Consider the following 16,172-nt stretch of genomic DNA (forward strand, 5'->3'; position numbering starts at 1 on the left):
CATGCCGCGAATTCGATGCCATTACCTGGATTGTGTTTTTTGGGATGAAGGTTACTGCAGTGCAGCCCAGGTTGAAATTGATCCCGATAAAGGTTGCCTGACTTATAGCCCCAACCCGGAATCCTCGGCAGAAGATGTTTGGGATGAAACCGAGGAAGACCTGGAAGAATGGGACGAACTCGAACTCGAAGAGGGAGAAGAGGACGAGGACCTTTGGGTTGACGAAGACGAAGAAGATTACTAAAAGTCTTAAAATCAAAACCATTTCTTATCGACTTTCGGGGAAGGACTGCTTGACCCGAGAGTCGATTTTTATATTATTGAGGAACTATGCAAACTGAAAAAGCAAAGCATCATCGCTTCAATTTCGTGGTGAACATTCTGGACGGTGCCATGTTTGGTATGGCTCTGGGATTTGCATCTTTTTCAACCGTCATTCCTCTCTTTATTTCCACCCTCTCGGATTCGGCTATTTTTATCGGGATGGTTTCTGCCGTTCACGTACTTGGCTGGCAACTTCCACAGTTATTTATTGCGCCATGGTTGGCAAACAAAGAGCGCATGAAACCCCTGGTCATGATATTTACTTTGCAAGAACGATTACCTTTTTTAGGATTGGCAGTAGTCGCCTTCCTTCTCCCTTCAATTGGAGACACATGGGGTATCGTCCTAGCATTTGTCATGTTGACATGGCAAGCCATTGGAGGGGGCTTAACAGCCAATCCCTGGCAATTGATGATTCACAAAATCATCTTTCCAGAAGTGCTCACAACTTTTTTCGGCATCCAGGCGGCTGCTTTGAACCTGTTTGCTGCAGTTGGGGCTGTTTTTTCCGGCTTAATCCTTGACCGTATTCCCTATCCTCACAATTTTGCACTTACATTTCTGATTGCCGGATTCTGGTTGGCTGTGTCCTATGCTTTTATCAATGCCACAAAAGAACCTAAAGGAGAAGCCAACGGGGCAGAAGCGCAGTTTTCCTCTCTTTGGAACGCAATCATTACAATCACCCGTACAGACACCAACTTCAATGCGGTTCTGGGAGTACGAATCTTGGGAACCATCGGAATGATGGGGACTGCATTCTACAGTGTATACGCCGTCAATCAACTTGGAGCCTCCAAAACTGAAGCGGGAATTTTAACCAGCGTCCTGATGATTTCTTCAGTGCTAACAAATTTGCTCTTGGGATGGTTAGCGGACCACTGGGGACATAAAAAAGTTTTAGAAATTGGAGGCGTTGCCATGTTCCTCAGCGCTCTTCTTGCCGCTCTTGCTCCCTCATTTGCCTGGTTTTACCCGGTAATGTTCTTCACCGGAATATCCAATACTGCCATGTGGACAATTATGATGGCTTTTGTGCTGACATTCGGAGAAGAACACCAAAAACCCCTTTATGTGGGAATGGCAAATACTCTGATTACTCCATTCACCTTTGCCGCCCCTATTTTTGGAGGGTGGCTGGCTAATTTGTTTGGATATCCTGTAGTTTTTTGGGTCTCTGCAATCGTATCCATCCTGTGTTTGGGTGTCCTTCACTTTTTTGTTCGAGAAAGAAGAAGCCATAGAACAGAGCAGGTATGAATTGGAGAAAACGGATTCTGTATTTTCTTTTTGACTTGCTTTACCATCCATTTGCCTGGGCTTATGATTTCGTTGCGGCTATTGTCTCGCTAAATTCCTGGCAGAAGTGGGTAACAAGCATCATTCCCTTCCTGCCTGGCGAGACCGTTCTTGAGTTGGGATGTGGCACCGGCTACTTAATGCGCGCCCTGAGAAGTTCCAGGAAGATTATTGGGATCGATCTGTCGCCTCAGATGATTCGTCAAACCAGAAAGCGGGTAAACATACACAACAACGCCTTTCCATTTCTCATCCAAGCAGACGGACGGGCAATTCCCTTAAAGAAAGAAACCTTTGACCACGTTGTTGCCACCTTTCCCGCCCCTTATCTGTTCGAAGAAGCCACTTTAAGAAGCGTTCAATTTGCTCTCAAGCCAGGCGGAAGTATGGTCGTTTTACTTTCGGCTGTTCCACCCCTGATCAGCCCTCTAGAACACATTCATTCCTGGGTAATGAGAAAGGGTGGCGTTTTTGAGGCTTCTCAAGTATTTTTCAATATTATTCGAGAAAAAGCGCAACAGGCAGGACTTACACCGGTACATCTGGAATGGACGCCCTGTCTTTCTGGAAAGATTTTGGTATTGGTTGCAGTAAAATCTGTTCAAACCTGTTAAGTTTGTTGTAAAATCAAAACATGGAAATTCAAATCGCGGTTGCCAAGACCAATAAATACGCCGTTAGTGAGAGTGGCGATACCCTTGAAGTGATTGAACGCCCGAACGGAGGCGTTTCGGTTGTTCTTGCAGACGGACAAACTTCCGGCAAAGCGGCAAAAGCCATTTCCTCGATGGTGGTTCGCAAGGTCATTGCCCTTCTCGCCGAAGGGGTACGCGATGGTGCTGCCGCCCGCGCAGCATCAGACTACCTTTACACGGAAAAGAACGGGAAAGTCTCTGCTACATTGAATATTCTTTCTGCAGATTTACAAACCAATACAATTGTAATTGCCAGAAACAACCATTGCCCCATTTATGTGGCTCGTGGAGAAATGATTGAGACACTGATCTCCGAAGCACCGGCAATTGGAACTTCTCGAAACATTCGCCCGGATATTTCCGAAATTCCACTGGAGGGTGGGACAACGGTGGTGATGTTTACCGATGGTGTACTCCACGCCGGCGAGCGCTACGGAGAAAGTTTGGACATCCCCACCATTTTAGGGTCTTTCCTGGAGGACCAGGAACCACCGGCTCAGGTGATTGCCGATTCTCTGCTTGCCCAAGCCATACAACTGGATCAGAACCGTCCCAACGACGATATGAGTGTTGTGGTCCTCAGGGTTTTACATCACAAACAAGACCTGATCAGGCGAATGATTGTCCGCTTACCTGTAGGGCCGGACGAAAACGAATTCTAAGTCCATGAGAGGGAACAAGAAGCCCTCATTCTTTCGTTCTTTACGCGCCTCATGGCGTGATACTGTACTTCTGTTCCGGGAGTTCCGTCTTCCTCTTTTTGTCTTCCTGGGGATTTTGTTTGCTGGGGGAGTTAGTTATCACACACTCTCGCAATCCACTGATTCCCCCACCCAATCGCTATCCGAAGCCCTGTATACTGTATTAACTCTCATCTTTCTCCAACCTATTCAGCCTTACCCCAAGTCCTGGTATCTGCAAATCTTCTATTTCCTTATGCCCTTGCTGGGGCTGAGTGTGCTGGCACAAGGGCTGACCGAATTTGGGATTTTGTTCTTCAACCGTCGTGCAAGAAATAAGGAATGGCAAATGGCCGTAGCATCTACATATCATAAACATATCATCCTTGTTGGATTGGGGCATCTGGGAACTCGGGTTGTCACACTTTTAAGAGACCTGGATGAAGATACCGTAGTGATAGAAATTGCACCTCGCCCTGATCTCAAGAGTCTGTTGCACCGCCTGGATATCCCGTTGATAGAAGATGACGCTACAAGAGAGGAAGTTCTGCTGGCGGCAGGAGTTTCTCGGGCTAAAGCCATCATGCTACTCACCCAAAACGACAGTCTCAATCTTGAAATGGCTCTTAAAGCCAGAAAGATTAATCCTGGTATCCAGGTCATCGTACGCATTTTTGATGATGAATTTGCGGACTCACTCCAGAAACAATTTGGATTTCAAGCCTTCAGCGCCACAGGACTTGCCGCTCCTATCTTTGCGGCTACTGCCGCAGGAATTGATATGACGCCTCCCATCAGCATAGAAGGAAAGCCTCATACCCTTGCTAAAATTCTGGTTTCTCCCTCTTCTCACCTGATTGACAAAACCATTAACCAAATTGAGGAACAATTTCGCGTAAGTGTGGTGTTTTTACAACAGAACGGTCAAATGGTTTTTCATCCTGAAGGCGGTCTCAAAGTTGTTGAAGGATCTACATTAGCCATCTTTGGACCACCAGGGCAAATTCATCAGATTGTGAATGAAAACCATTAAGTCTTTTCCTGTTATTGGTGTCGTTGGGCCCTGCACGGCTGGAAAATCCACCCTGATTCGCAACCTGGAGCGCCATAATATCCCAGCCCGTCACATTGCCCAGGAACATTCCTACGTAGAAGATATGTGGCAAAGGTTGACCCATCCAGACGTGTTAATCTTTCTGGATGTAAGTTATCCTGTAAGCCTCAAGCGACGTAAATTTAACTGGACAGAAGAAGAATACCTGGAACAACAGAGACGCTTGAGACATGCGCGGGCACACTGTCATTTTTATCTCCTCACAGATCCTTATACAGAAGAGCAGGTTTTTCAGCAAGTTTACGAATTTCTCCAAAAACATTTTCCCCTACTCATCCCCTCCCAATGAGAGTATAATCGCCACAGCGCCAGCCGCAGGCTGGCATTTGTATGCATCGGAGGAAAAGAAGGAATGAAGCGTTACTATTTCACTCTGGCTCTAATTGTCCTCCTGCTTGGACTGACCATTTGGTTCAATGTCCCGGGACATCCACAAATCAAAATAGGGAATTTCGAACGTAGCATGGACCTGATCCAGGGGCTGGATCTGCAAGGGGGCGTACAAGTGTTATTGGAAGCCGATCTACCCGCAGAAACTCCCATTGATCCCCAAGCCCTTGAAGATGCCCGTACGATTCTGGAGAATCGTACTAACGCCTTAGGAGTGAGCGAAAACCTCTTCCAGGTTGCTGGCGAACGCCGGATTGTCGCAGAATTTCCTGGATTGAGCGATCCTGAAAAAGTGTTGGCGGTTATTAAGGAAACCGGCTTGCTGGAATTTGTGGATTTGCAAGACAATCCTGAAAATTTACAGGAAGGAAATCTCATTTTGACCGACTTTGGTCAAACCAGCACTTCCACACAACCGACTGAAACCACCACCGCTCCTGCCACCGAAGGGCAAGAGTCTCTGGCTTCTACAACGGTGTATCACACTATCATGACTGGAAAAGACCTTAAGAGTGTGGTGGTCTCTCGTAATCCGAATACGGGCGAAGTTGTCATTGACTTCACGCTCTCTGACGAAGGCGCAAAAATTTTTGATGAATATACCAGCAATAACATTGGTAAGATTCTGGCTATCGTCCTAGACAAGAAAATTATCTCTGCCCCGCGCGTTCAAGGTCGCATCCCCAGTGGGCAGGGACAGATCACCGGGAATTTCACCCTTGAAACAGCCAACAACCTTGCCATTCAAATGCGCTATGGCGCACTCCCCATTCCGTTCAAGGTTGTGGAAAGCCGAGTGATTGGGCCTACCCTTGGGCGAGATTCTTTGCAGAAGAGCCTTCTGGCGGGGTACATTGGTTTTACCATCGTCATTTTGTTCATGGGAATTTATTACCGCCTACCCGGAGTAATGGCTGATCTTTCGCTCATCGTTTATGCACTGATTACGTTGACCTTGTTCCGCTTTATCCCGGTCACACTGACACTGCCTGGCATTGCAGGTTTCTTGCTCAGTACAGGAAGCGCACTGGACGCAAACATCCTGATTTTTGAGCGTTTGAAAGAAGAACTGCGAGCAGGGAGGACGTTCTCTCAAGCCCTTGATCTGGCATGGAAACGCGCTCTGCCTTCTATTCGCGACTCAAACATTGCCACACTCATCACTGTTGTAATCCTCTTCATCTTCGGTTCACAGTTTGGGGCTACAATCGTCAAAGGATTTGCCTTCACTTTGGGAGTCGGTATTTTCGTCTCCCTGTTTTGCGCAATGGTAGTCACCCGAACGTTTATGTATATCCTGGTTGATCGCATGAAACCTCAAGCCAAACATCTTAAGTGGTTTGGTATTCTTGACTGAGGAGCACACTATGCTTAATATCCTTGGAAAACGATACCTGTTCTTTGCAATTTCCCTTGCCATGATCATCCCTGGATTGATTGTGATGGCAATTTTTGGCTTACCTCTGTCCATAGATTTCAAAGGAGGATCGCTCCTTGAAGTTGAATTTGCCTCAAAAACACTCCCAGCCCCAGCAGAGGTGGTCGCGCTCTACAACGATTTAGGGATTACGGATGCTCAGGTAACTACCACAGGAAATAATACCCTGCTGGTACGCTCCTCTTTCATCGACGATGACGTACGCGCAAAAGTTGTACAGGAGATGAACTCCCGTTTCAATGACACAGTTACCGTCCTGCGGTTTGATAGCGTAGGCCCAACTATCGGAAAAGAAGTTGCCGGACGTGCAACCCTGGCAGTTTCCATTGCAGCACTGGCAGTCATTATCTACATCACCTGGGCGTTCCGGGGTGTCCATAATGCCTTCCGATATGGTGTTTGCGCCATCATCGCAATGATTCACGATGTATTGGTGGTGATCAGTCTCGTTTCTATCGGCGGCGTCCTCTTCGGATGGCAAGTAGATGCTCTTTTCCTGACAGCCTTGCTCTCAGTCATTGGCTTCTCGGTTCAGGATAAAGTTGTAGTGTTCGATCGTATTCGTGAAAACTCACAAATCTACCGGAAACTGGATTTTGAAAAACTGGCGAATCATTCCATCGTACAAACCCTGCAACGCTCCATTAACACCCAGTTGATGACGGTGGAGTACATGTTGCTGGCAATCGCTCTGTTTGGTGGTATTACCCTGCGCGAATTTGCCATCATTCTACTGGTAGGTTTGTTCATGGGGACCTACTCTTCCATCTTCATTGCCGCTCCGTCGCTGGTCATTTGGGAATCTGGGGAATGGCGTAACTGGTTCAAACGAGGCGCCAAACCCGCGTCGGCGTAACGTAAAGAATCAGGCGAGAGAGACACTCGCCTGATTCCTTTCAAAAAGCCTTGACTTTTCCAATTCACTTCCGTAGAATGGAAAAAGCCGGCAGGGATTCCGGGAAGAGACCCTCATCAGGGGCACCGAAGGGGCAAGCCATATGCAGGCGAATCTCTCAGGTAAAAAGGACCCGGTTTCCGTCCCACTCTGGAGAGTCTTTAATGACACCGAAGGGGCAAACCCGCATTGGGTGAATCTCTCAGGTTAGAAACAGAGGCGCGGTTGAGAAATCAACCGTGCCTTTATCTTTTTCAATACAATAATCCATCCATATCTAATTTCACATAGGAGGTATCTCATGAACATCCCTGCTGAATTAAAATACGCTACGACCGATGAGTGGGTCAAGGTTGAAGGAGATGTAGCCACTATTGGCATCACCGACTACGCCCAGGACTCTTTGTCTGATGTGGTATTTTTTGAAGCAATTGTCTCGGTGGGAGATACAATCAAAGCAAAACAACAAATCGCTACTGTGGAATCGGTTAAAGCCGCTGCAGACATCAACAGTCCTGTATCTGGAGAGGTGATTGCCATCAACGAGGCGCTGGCTGACTCCCCCGAATTGGTTAACAAAGACCCCTACGGCACTGCCTGGATGATCAAAGTCAAAATGAGCAACCCATCTGAACTGGACAATTTGATGGATGCCGCTGGATATGAATCCTACTGTTCAGGAAGGGAGCACTAATGTTCGTACCCAATGCTGATCCTGATCGCGAAGCCATGCTCAAAACAATTGGGGTGGAGCGCATTGAGGACCTGTTTACTGACGTTCCAGAGGGATATCGTTTTCCTAAGCTAAACCTCCCAGAGGCATTATCCGAGATGGAAGCGTATGCCCATCTCTCAGAATTGGCACAGGCTAATTCTTCTGTGCGCGACCTTACCTGCTTCCTGGGTGCTGGCGCTTATCATCACTATATCCCTGCTGTCGTTGACGCCATTATTCAGAGAGGGGAATTCCTCACCGCCTATACCCCCTATCAGCCTGAAGTGTCTCAGGGAACCTTACAGGCAATATTTGAATACCAAAGTCTGATGGCACTGCTGACCGGGATGGAAGTATGTAACGCATCCCATTATGATGGGGCAACGGCTGCCGCAGAAGCAGTGATCATGGCTTATCATCACTTCAGAGGAAAGCGTACAAAAGTCCTGGTATCTCATGCCCTCCACCCTCAATACCGGGCGACTATTCGCACCTACATGCAGGGGTATACTCAATTGACCATCACAGGCGATGAGTGCACCGACTGTGATCCTCTTGCAGGTCCGGAAGTATTGCTGAGAGCGATTGATACCAACACCGCCCTGGTCATCGTTCAATACCCGGATTTTCTCGGGAGAATTTACGATTATACCGAACTGGCAAATACTGCACATCAAGCAGGGGCTCTATTTGCTATAGCGGTCAATCCCATAGCCTTGGGGTTGCTCAAACCGCCCGGTGAATTTGGCGCAGATATCGTCATTGGGGAAGGTCAACCGTTAGGAATTCCTCTTTCATTTGGGGGACCCTATCTGGGTATATTTGCCACCCGAAAAGAATTTGTGAGAAAAATCGCCGGACGCCTGGTTGGCGAAACAGTGGATCAAGACGGAAAACGCGCTTACGTGTTGACCCTCACAGCACGCGAACAGCATATCCGACGTGAGAAAGCCACCTCAAATATTTGTTCTAACCAGGGATTGATGGCGCTGGCTTCGACAGTTTACCTCAGCCTGTTAGGCAAACAGGGGCTTCGCCAGGTGGCAGAACTGTGCTATCAGAAAGCACACTATGCAGCAGACCTGATCAGCCAGATTCCAGGATACACCGTTTGTTCGAATGCCCCCTTCTTCCACGAATTCGTTGTATGTTGTCCCAAACCGGTCAGCGAGATTAATCAGGCGTTGTTAGAATACGGTATTCTTGGAGGATTCGACCTTTCTACAGACTATCCAGGGCTTAAAAACGCTATGCTCATTGCCGTTACAGAAATGAATACTCGCGAAGAAATTGAAACCTTGCGGGACGTGTTGGAGGATATCAGCCATGAGTGAGCCAACAATTTTTGAACTTTCCAGCCCCGGTCGAACAGGAGTAACCTTCCCGCAAGCAGACGTACCCTCTACCCCACTGCCTGATACGCTCATCCGGGAAAATCTCCCTCTTCCCGAACTCTCGGAAGTAGATGTGGTGCGTCACTTCACCCGTCTCTCGCGCATGAACTATTGCATTGATTATGGAATTTATCCACTCGGTTCATGTACGATGAAATACAACCCCAGGATCAATGAAGCCACAGCACGCTTTCCAGGTTTTGCCTATACGCATCCTCTGCAACCTGAGGAAACTATTCAGGGGAATTTATACCTGATGTACCATCTGCAGGAATGGCTCAAAGAAATTGCCGGTTTCAGTGCGGTAAGCCTGCAACCTGCGGCAGGGGCTCATGGGGAATTGACGGGAATCTTAATGATACGTGCTTATCATCAACACCGGGGAGATACCAAACGTACCCGTGTTCTCATTCCGGATAGCGCCCACGGAACCAATCCAGCCACTTCTGCGATGAGTGGGTTTGAAGTGGTCCCCGTGCCTACAGATAAAAATGGGAACGTAGATCTTGAGATTTTGCGGTCTTTGCTCGATGACACCATTGCGGGGATCATGCTTACCAATCCTAACACCCTGGGCTTGTTCGAGCAGAATATCCTTGAAGTGACCAAATTGGTACACCAGGTGGGAGGGCTGGTATATGGAGATGGTGCCAACCTGAATGCTCTGCTGGGCATTGCTCGCCCAGGTGATTTAGGAATTGATGTCATGCACTTCAATCTGCACAAAACCTTCTCCACTCCCCATGGTGGCGGGGGACCCGGAGCAGGTCCTGTAGGGGCTTCCGAGCGATTAAAGGACTTTTTGCCTGGTCCCATTGTGGAAATTGTTGAGGAAGGGAATGAGGATTACCCTCCCTTATATGGCTTCAGGGAACCCAAATATTCTATCGGAAGGGTTAAGTCCTTCTACGGGCATTTTGGCATCATGATTCGAGCCTATACCTATATCGCCATGCATGGTCCCGAGGGGCTACGCAAGGTTGCTGAAAATGCGGTGATTAACGCCAATTATTTGCAAGCCCGTCTGCGTGGCACCTACAAGATCCCTTATGACCGGATTTGCATGCATGAGTTCGTGGTGGAAGGCAAATGGGCAGATGCTCCAGAAATCATTGCTCTGGACATCAGCAAGCGTTTGATGGATTACGATTTCCACCCACCAACCAATTATTTCCCGCTGATCGTGCATGATGCTTTGATGATTGAGCCCACCGAAACAGAAAGTAAACAAACACTGGATGCTTTTGCCGATGCTCTCATCAAAATTGCCGAAGAAGCCCACACCCAGCCGGAATTGCTCAAATCTGCCCCCCACAACACCCCGGTCCGGCGGGTGGATGAAGTAAAGGCGGCAAAGGATCTGGTCCTCTGTTGCTGGTTACCTGAGGAACAGCAATAAGAGCCTCGAGGATGTGGTTAACAAAAGGGCTTTCTTGAAGAAAGCCCTTTTGTTGTTTTTACATTACAAAATTGAAAACTACTTTATTACCATCCGCATTGAATGTATGATTAGATAAGCGAGGAGAGAAAGGAGGTGATCGAATATGCTTATCGCCCAAAAGGAGCGCGGGCAGGGGCTATTAGAGTATGCTCTAATCATTATTCTTGTGGCAGTCATTGTTTTAGTTGTTCTTGCACTCTTAGGCCCTGCCGTTGGGCAAATGTTCAGCAATGTTGTGCAAAAGATATAAACACAGAAATCCCCCTAAAACGGGGGGATTTCGTTTTTAAGTCTTTACCGACTATTTGACTTCTTCCGGGCTTTCAGGTATATATCTACCATTGGTTTAATGAATGAAGAAAGGGTGCTTAATTTGGACAATATCCAGGACTTCACCAGGCGAAAACACTTCCCCGGCACGTTGAATAATGAATTTGATCGCATCCTCAGACGTTTTGATGACATTGAGAAGATCTCCTCTTCTCTGTTCAGCGTCATTCTTTTTCTACTGGCTACATTTGTCACTTATCCAAACTATGTTCAAACATTAATTCTTTTTGCTTTCTTTATTGCAGACTGGTTACTTCTCCTGCTTTTGCCTGTAAAAAAAATCTCATTTGGACCGGCAAAGCCACCTGCTCTGATCCTAGCCATCCTGCGAATTCCTTTCGCCTTACTCCCGTTCCCCTTATGGTTGGCCTCTCAATTTCTTGGAACCCTTTTGGTTATCTATGGATTCTGGATTGAACCGCAACGATTAAGAGTGACCTATCAGAAACTGGAAACTGAAAAGTTCCCCAAAAACTTCTCATTGCGTGTCCTTCATTTAGGAGATCTTCATCTGGAGCGAATCACACAGAGGGAGAAAATCTTGAATGAATGGATTCAGCGCCTTCAACCAGATATCATCCTTTTTTCAGGGGACTTTCTAAATCTCTCCTATAATGAGGACCCGGTAGCCATTCAACAGGTAAGAGAGATTCTGAAAGAATGGAATGCTCCGTTAGGTACTTTTGCGGTGACAGGGTCTGAAGCCGTTGACCTGGAAAATGTCGTGCCGTTGATCCTGGATGGAATACCCATCCGGTGGCTGAAAAATGAAACCGTAATAGTAGAGAAAGATTCAACCCCCTTTGCAATTTCTGGAATTACCTGCAGCCACCGCCCATTCCAGGATGAACCAATTTTACAGAAACTTTCTGAAAACCTCCCGAATGTTTTTTCAATCCTTCTTTACCACTCTCCAGATTTAGCCCCCAATGCGGCTCGGTATTCCTTCGATTTGATGCTAGCAGGTCACACCCATGGAGGACAGGTCTGCTTTCCATTAATTGGCCCCTTATTTACCGCTTCACTTTATGGTAGGAGATTCCAATCCGGGCGGTACCAGATTCGAGACCTTGTTCTGTATATCACCCGGGGTATTGGATTAGAAGGAAAAGCAGCACCTCGCGTGCGTTTCCTGTGTCCCCCTGAAATAATTTTATGGGAAATCCAAGGAATAACCAATCAATCAACCAATGAAACCCCATCTATGGAGAAGAATTCATGAAATCCCCTACTCACCCCAACATTCCCTTTCAAATTACCATAGCGCCTGATAAAACTCTCGCAGAATTGGAAGTCTCCCTAATATTTGCCCCCGATTCGCCTAAATTAGGCGAACCTGCCACTGCAGGAGAATCCCTTTTTCTTCAAGACCATGGCAAAAGTCGGTTGGTTGTCTCGCTGGGGAAGCAAGAAAAAATCAACCAGGAAACCTATCGAAAAGTGGGTGGTTCAATTGGGAAGTGGCTTATCAACCATCCTGTACAATCAGTAGAGCTCAGTGTCTCTTGGCTATACGAAGAAAACAACCTTGATTCACTTTATGCGCTTCTGGAAGGAATCCTCCTGGGAGGGTATCAATTTCAGCGCTACAAACAAAATAACGAACCCGAAAAAGTAATTTCAGTCTTTCTCAGGACAGATTCCATGTCCGTTAAGGATCTCGTTGAACGCCTGAACATCGTGACCAGAGCCGTGTATCTTGCAAGAGATTGGGCTCATGAACCAGCCAATGTCATTAACCCGGTCACCCTGGCTGAGTGGACAGAAACCCTTGCAGAGGAAAACGGGTTGACCTGCACAATCCTCGATGATCAAACCTTAAGCAAAATAGGCGCAGAAGGAATATTATCCGTTGGGAAGGGCAGCCACACTCCACCACGAATGATTATTCTGGAATATCGGGGAGGGTTATCAGACACGTCTCCTTTGATCCTGATTGGTAAAGCAATTACTTTTGATACAGGCGGATACTCTTTGAAGGATACTACGAACATTCAGGGAATGAAATACGATAAATGCGGTGGTATCGCCGTGATCGCCACTATACTGGCAACCGCTCTTCTTAAACTCCCCATCAACGTTGTGGGTATTGTAGGAGCAGCCGAAAACATGATCTCATCCACCGCCTATCGTCCGGATGACATACTCAAAACCCTGTCCGGAAAAACTGTGGAAATTATCAGTACGGACGCAGAAGGGCGTCTTGTTCTGGCAGATGCTCTAACATACGCTCAAACACATTATACCCCCAGAGCCATCATCGATTTGGCCACCCTAACAGGGGGAGTTATTGTAGCCCTGGGGCGCGTGTTTGGAGGAGTTATGGGGAATAACCCAAGCCTAATCCAGAATTTAATTGAATCAGGTGAAGCAAGCGGGGAACGCCTGTGGCAGTTACCCCTGGATGAGGAATATCTGCAAGCACTCAAAGGCGACGATGCCGATTTGAAAAACTCTGGCGGAAGAGAAGGGCACGCCATTTTAGGCGGAATGTTCCTTAAGCAGTTCGTGGATGACAGCATCCCATGGGCGCACCTGGATATTGCAGGGGTAGCAAATACTCCTAAGGATTTACCCTATTCCCCCAAGGGTCCAACCGGGTTTGGCGTGCGTTTATTAATCGAGTTTCTCAAGAAATTTTCAACCTGAAAGGAGAAGCGCTGGCAAATCCAGCGCTTCTCCTAATCGAGTCAAAAATTTACTTGCGCGTCTTTTCCTTAACATAACCATATGTCTGGTCAAGGGCTTCAGACAACCGGCTCACGTCTCGCCCTCCCGCCTGAGCCAGTGTCGGGCGTCCACCACCGCCTCCACCGACTACTGCGGCAACACGCTTGACCAAATCTCCAGCATGGAAATTGCGCTTAACCAAATCATCGGTAACCGCCCCAATAATCACCGGTTTGCCATCGACTACGCTGGCTAAAACAACCACCCCCGTAGAATATCTCTGGCGGAAACGGTCCGCAAGAGATCGTAAGGTATCGGCATCCACGCCCTGAATCAAACTGGTAAGGACTGCCACATCCTCAATAAAGGTAACCTTCTCCAGATCCTGATCAAACGCAAGAGAGGCTACCTGCTGACGCAAAGATGCCACGGCTTTGCGCAAGATGGACATTTCATCCAGCAAATTCTCAACCCTCTCAGGTACTTCATCCATGGAAGCCGAGAGCATCTCGGCAGTTTTTCTCATGTTACGGAAGCGCTTCTGCACCAGTTCATACGCCCCGCGTCCGGTAACCGCCTCAATCCGGCGAACTCCCGCAGCGGCACTGCCTTCGCTGACAATCAGGAACAAACCAATATCTCCTGTCTCGTGAACGTGAGTTCCTCCACACAATTCATATGACAAGGGGTCAGTCTCGCCAATCATCACCGTGCGCACCACTTCACCGTATTTCTCCCCAAACAATGCCATTGCTCCTTCAGCAATGGCTTCTTGAAGTGGCTTCACGCGAGTCTGAAGAGGAATATTCTCCAATATGGCTCGATTCACCCCCGCTTCAATACGTTCTAATTGTTCAGGCGTCAAGGGTTCTGGATGCGTGAAATCAAAGCGCAGACGATCGGGAGCCACAAGAGACCCCGCCTGACGGGCATGTTCTCCCAACACTTCCTGCAATTCTGCATGAAGCAGATGGGTAGCGGTATGATTGCGCATGATGTCACGTCGGCGCTGTGTATCTACGCGGGCAATTACCCAATCTCCTACCGTTGGAGTGCCACGCACGACCTCGCCCACGTGCACAATTACCCCCGCGGCGGGCTTCCGCATCTCGGTGACACGGATCTCCCAACGAGGTTCGTTGACCGATACGATGGTCCCAGCATCAGAAACCTGACCACCCGCCTCAACATAGAATCCCGTCCGAGGCAACAAAACTTCCACCTGATCACCTGCAGACACAGAAGAGACTCTCTGGCCTTCACGGAAGAGAGCCAGCAACTCGCCTTCCACCTCCAACCATTCATAGGGGTTATATTCCACACCTGCTTTACCGAGTTTTCCTTCTGCTTGCAGAGATTCGAGCGCAGGCCGATACAGGTCCACATCCTCGCCCCCAAGAGGCCCAAAGGCTTTGCCAGCCCCAGAAGCCAGGCGGTGTTCTTCCATTGCGTCTCGAAAGCCCTGCTGATCCACATCCAATCCTTGCTCTTGAGCAATATCGCGGGTTAATTCCAGCGGTAAACCATGGGTGGCGTACAAATCAAACGCCTTTTTGCCATCCAGAATTTTTTCCCCTTTTCCCTTCAAGCCATCGAGACTTTCCTGAAGTTCCTTCATCCCGGATTCAAGTGTGCGCTGGAATCTTTCCTCTTCTCGCGTAATGCCATCCAGGATTGCCGTGCGATTCCGTACCAGTTCCGGGTAGAAATCCCCGTAATTCTGAATGACCACCTCAGCCACTTTGGCAAGGAAAGGTTCCTTGAGACCAATTTTTCCACCAAAGCGTGCGGCACGCCGAATGATCATTCGGCAAACGTAATTTCTGCCCGTGTTTCCAGGCACCACACCATCTGCAATGAGAAAAGTTGCTGCTCGGGCATGGTCTGCGATCACCCGATAAGGGGTAATATTGGCTTCTCTTTCAGCGTCGGTATGACCGGTAAGTTCCTGAGTTTTTTGCAAAAGGGGCCAGAGCAAATCTGTGCGGTAATTTGAGCTTACTCCTTGCAATAAGGAAACCAGGCGCTCGAACCCCATTCCCGTGTCCACATGACGTTGAGGCAAGGGTTCTAACTCGGTAGGGCTTAAACGATTGTACTGAATAAATACTAAGTTCCAGATTTCCAGGAAACGCTTACAATCCCCGTTAACCCGACAAACATGTCCGGGAACACCTTTTTTGTCGCAGGCTTCGGGACCGCGATCAATATGGATTTCACTACAGGGCCCGCAAGGGCCCGTATCTGCCATTTCCCAGAAATTGTCTTTTCGCCCAAAGAACAAGACATGCTCCGGGTTAAAATTCGGTTGGGAACGCCAGACTTCAGCGGCTTCTTCATCCGTGGGAATATCCCCTTTTTCATCCTTAAAACAGGTAGCGTATAACCGAGCAGGGTCCAGTTGATATACCTGGGTGAGCAACTCCCAAGCCCAAGCAATGGCTTCTTTCTTGTAGTAATCGCCAAAAGACCAGTTACCAAGCATCTCGAAGAAGGTATGATGGGTATCATCTCTTCCAACATCATCTAAATCGTTATGCTTTCCTGCAACCCGCATACACTTCTGAGAATTTACTGCTCTGGAGTAAGGCCGGTGGTCTGTACCCAAAAAGACATCCTTAAATTGCACCATACCTGCGTTGGTAAATAATAAGGTTTGATCCCCGCCGGGAACTAAGGAAGAGGAAGGGACAAAGGTATGTCCCCGTTGTACAAAGAAATCAATGAACGTCTGACGAATCTCCACACCAGTCCACTTTTTCATAACACCCTGCTCCTCATACGTGA

15 protein-coding genes and 1 riboswitch are annotated in these 16,172 nt (G+C 48.0%); of the genes, 14 read left to right on the top strand and 1 reads right to left on the bottom strand.

Going from position 1 to position 16,172, the window contains the following annotated elements; genetic code table 11:
• The first annotated feature begins 1 nt into the window (after position 1).
• The 14 genes from ANT_RS08375 (at position 2) to ANT_RS08440 (ending at position 13,364) form a co-directional block, all read left to right on the top strand.
• Positions 2-244 (top strand): DUF1540 domain-containing protein, encoded by a 243-nt coding sequence (locus ANT_RS08375; RefSeq protein WP_013560075.1) that lies wholly within the window; start codon positions 2-4, stop codon positions 242-244.
• Between the two features lie 86 nt (positions 245-330).
• Positions 331-1,584 (top strand): MFS transporter, encoded by a 1,254-nt coding sequence (locus tag ANT_RS08380; protein ID WP_013560076.1) that lies wholly within the window; start codon positions 331-333, stop codon positions 1,582-1,584.
• A complete protein-coding gene (locus ANT_RS08385) occupies positions 1,581-2,237 on the top strand; it encodes a class I SAM-dependent methyltransferase (protein ID WP_013560077.1) in 657 nt (218 codons plus the stop codon). The genes ANT_RS08380 and ANT_RS08385 overlap by 4 nt, the downstream gene beginning before the upstream one ends.
• 20 nt (positions 2,238-2,257) lie before the next feature.
• Positions 2,258-2,980 carry a PP2C family protein-serine/threonine phosphatase gene (locus ANT_RS08390; RefSeq protein WP_013560078.1) on the top strand — a complete coding sequence of 241 codons (723 nt, stop codon included), beginning with the start codon at positions 2,258-2,260 and terminating at the stop codon, positions 2,978-2,980.
• A 4-nt stretch (positions 2,981-2,984) separates the two neighbouring features.
• Complete coding sequence (locus ANT_RS08395; protein ID WP_013560079.1) at positions 2,985-4,031, top strand: potassium channel family protein; 1,047 nt, start codon at positions 2,985-2,987, stop codon at positions 4,029-4,031.
• Entirely contained in the window at positions 4,018-4,401 is a 384-nt protein-coding gene (locus tag ANT_RS08400; protein WP_013560080.1) for a hypothetical protein, read from the top strand. The genes ANT_RS08395 and ANT_RS08400 overlap by 14 nt, the downstream gene beginning before the upstream one ends.
• A gap of 63 nt (positions 4,402-4,464) precedes the next feature.
• The gene (gene secD, locus ANT_RS08405) at positions 4,465-5,859 is read left to right on the top strand and encodes a protein translocase subunit SecD (protein ID WP_013560081.1); all 1,395 of its coding nucleotides are present in this window, start codon (positions 4,465-4,467) and stop codon (positions 5,857-5,859) included.
• A 10-nt stretch (positions 5,860-5,869) separates the two neighbouring features.
• The gene (secF, locus tag ANT_RS08410) at positions 5,870-6,796 is read left to right on the top strand and encodes a protein translocase subunit SecF (protein ID WP_013560082.1); all 927 of its coding nucleotides are present in this window, start codon (positions 5,870-5,872) and stop codon (positions 6,794-6,796) included.
• Between the two features lie 91 nt (positions 6,797-6,887).
• Positions 6,888-6,980, top strand: a riboswitch (glycine riboswitch).
• Between the two features lie 156 nt (positions 6,981-7,136).
• The gene (gcvH, locus tag ANT_RS08415) at positions 7,137-7,529 is read left to right on the top strand and encodes a glycine cleavage system protein GcvH (protein WP_013560083.1); all 393 of its coding nucleotides are present in this window, start codon (positions 7,137-7,139) and stop codon (positions 7,527-7,529) included.
• Positions 7,529-8,884, top strand: a complete 1,356-nt coding sequence (gcvPA, locus tag ANT_RS08420; protein ID WP_013560084.1) for an aminomethyl-transferring glycine dehydrogenase subunit GcvPA — start codon at positions 7,529-7,531, stop codon at positions 8,882-8,884. Before gcvH ends, gcvPA begins: the two co-directional genes overlap by 1 nt.
• On the top strand, positions 8,877-10,343 hold the full coding sequence (gcvPB, locus tag ANT_RS08425; protein ID WP_013560085.1) for an aminomethyl-transferring glycine dehydrogenase subunit GcvPB: 1,467 nt from the start codon (positions 8,877-8,879) through the stop codon (positions 10,341-10,343). The genes gcvPA and gcvPB overlap by 8 nt, the downstream gene beginning before the upstream one ends.
• Positions 10,344-10,488: 145 nt before the next feature.
• The gene (locus ANT_RS08430) at positions 10,489-10,635 is read left to right on the top strand and encodes a pilus assembly protein (protein ID WP_013560086.1); all 147 of its coding nucleotides are present in this window, start codon (positions 10,489-10,491) and stop codon (positions 10,633-10,635) included.
• Between the two features lie 114 nt (positions 10,636-10,749).
• Complete coding sequence (locus ANT_RS08435; protein ID WP_172634600.1) at positions 10,750-11,937, top strand: metallophosphoesterase; 1,188 nt, start codon at positions 10,750-10,752, stop codon at positions 11,935-11,937.
• On the top strand, positions 11,934-13,364 hold the full coding sequence (locus tag ANT_RS08440; RefSeq protein WP_013560088.1) for a leucyl aminopeptidase: 1,431 nt from the start codon (positions 11,934-11,936) through the stop codon (positions 13,362-13,364). Before ANT_RS08435 ends, ANT_RS08440 begins: the two co-directional genes overlap by 4 nt.
• Positions 13,365-13,413: 49 nt before the next feature.
• Here the strand turns inward: ANT_RS08440 and alaS are convergent, their stop codons facing one another.
• Positions 13,414-16,149 carry an alanine--tRNA ligase gene (gene alaS, locus ANT_RS08445; protein WP_013560089.1) on the bottom strand — a complete coding sequence of 912 codons (2,736 nt, stop codon included), beginning with the start codon at positions 16,147-16,149 and terminating at the stop codon, positions 13,414-13,416.
• Between the last annotated feature and the right edge of the window lie 23 nt (positions 16,150-16,172).

This window comes from Anaerolinea thermophila UNI-1 (genome assembly GCF_000199675.1).
GTDB classification, from domain to species: Bacteria; Chloroflexota; Anaerolineae; order Anaerolineales; family Anaerolineaceae; genus Anaerolinea; species Anaerolinea thermophila.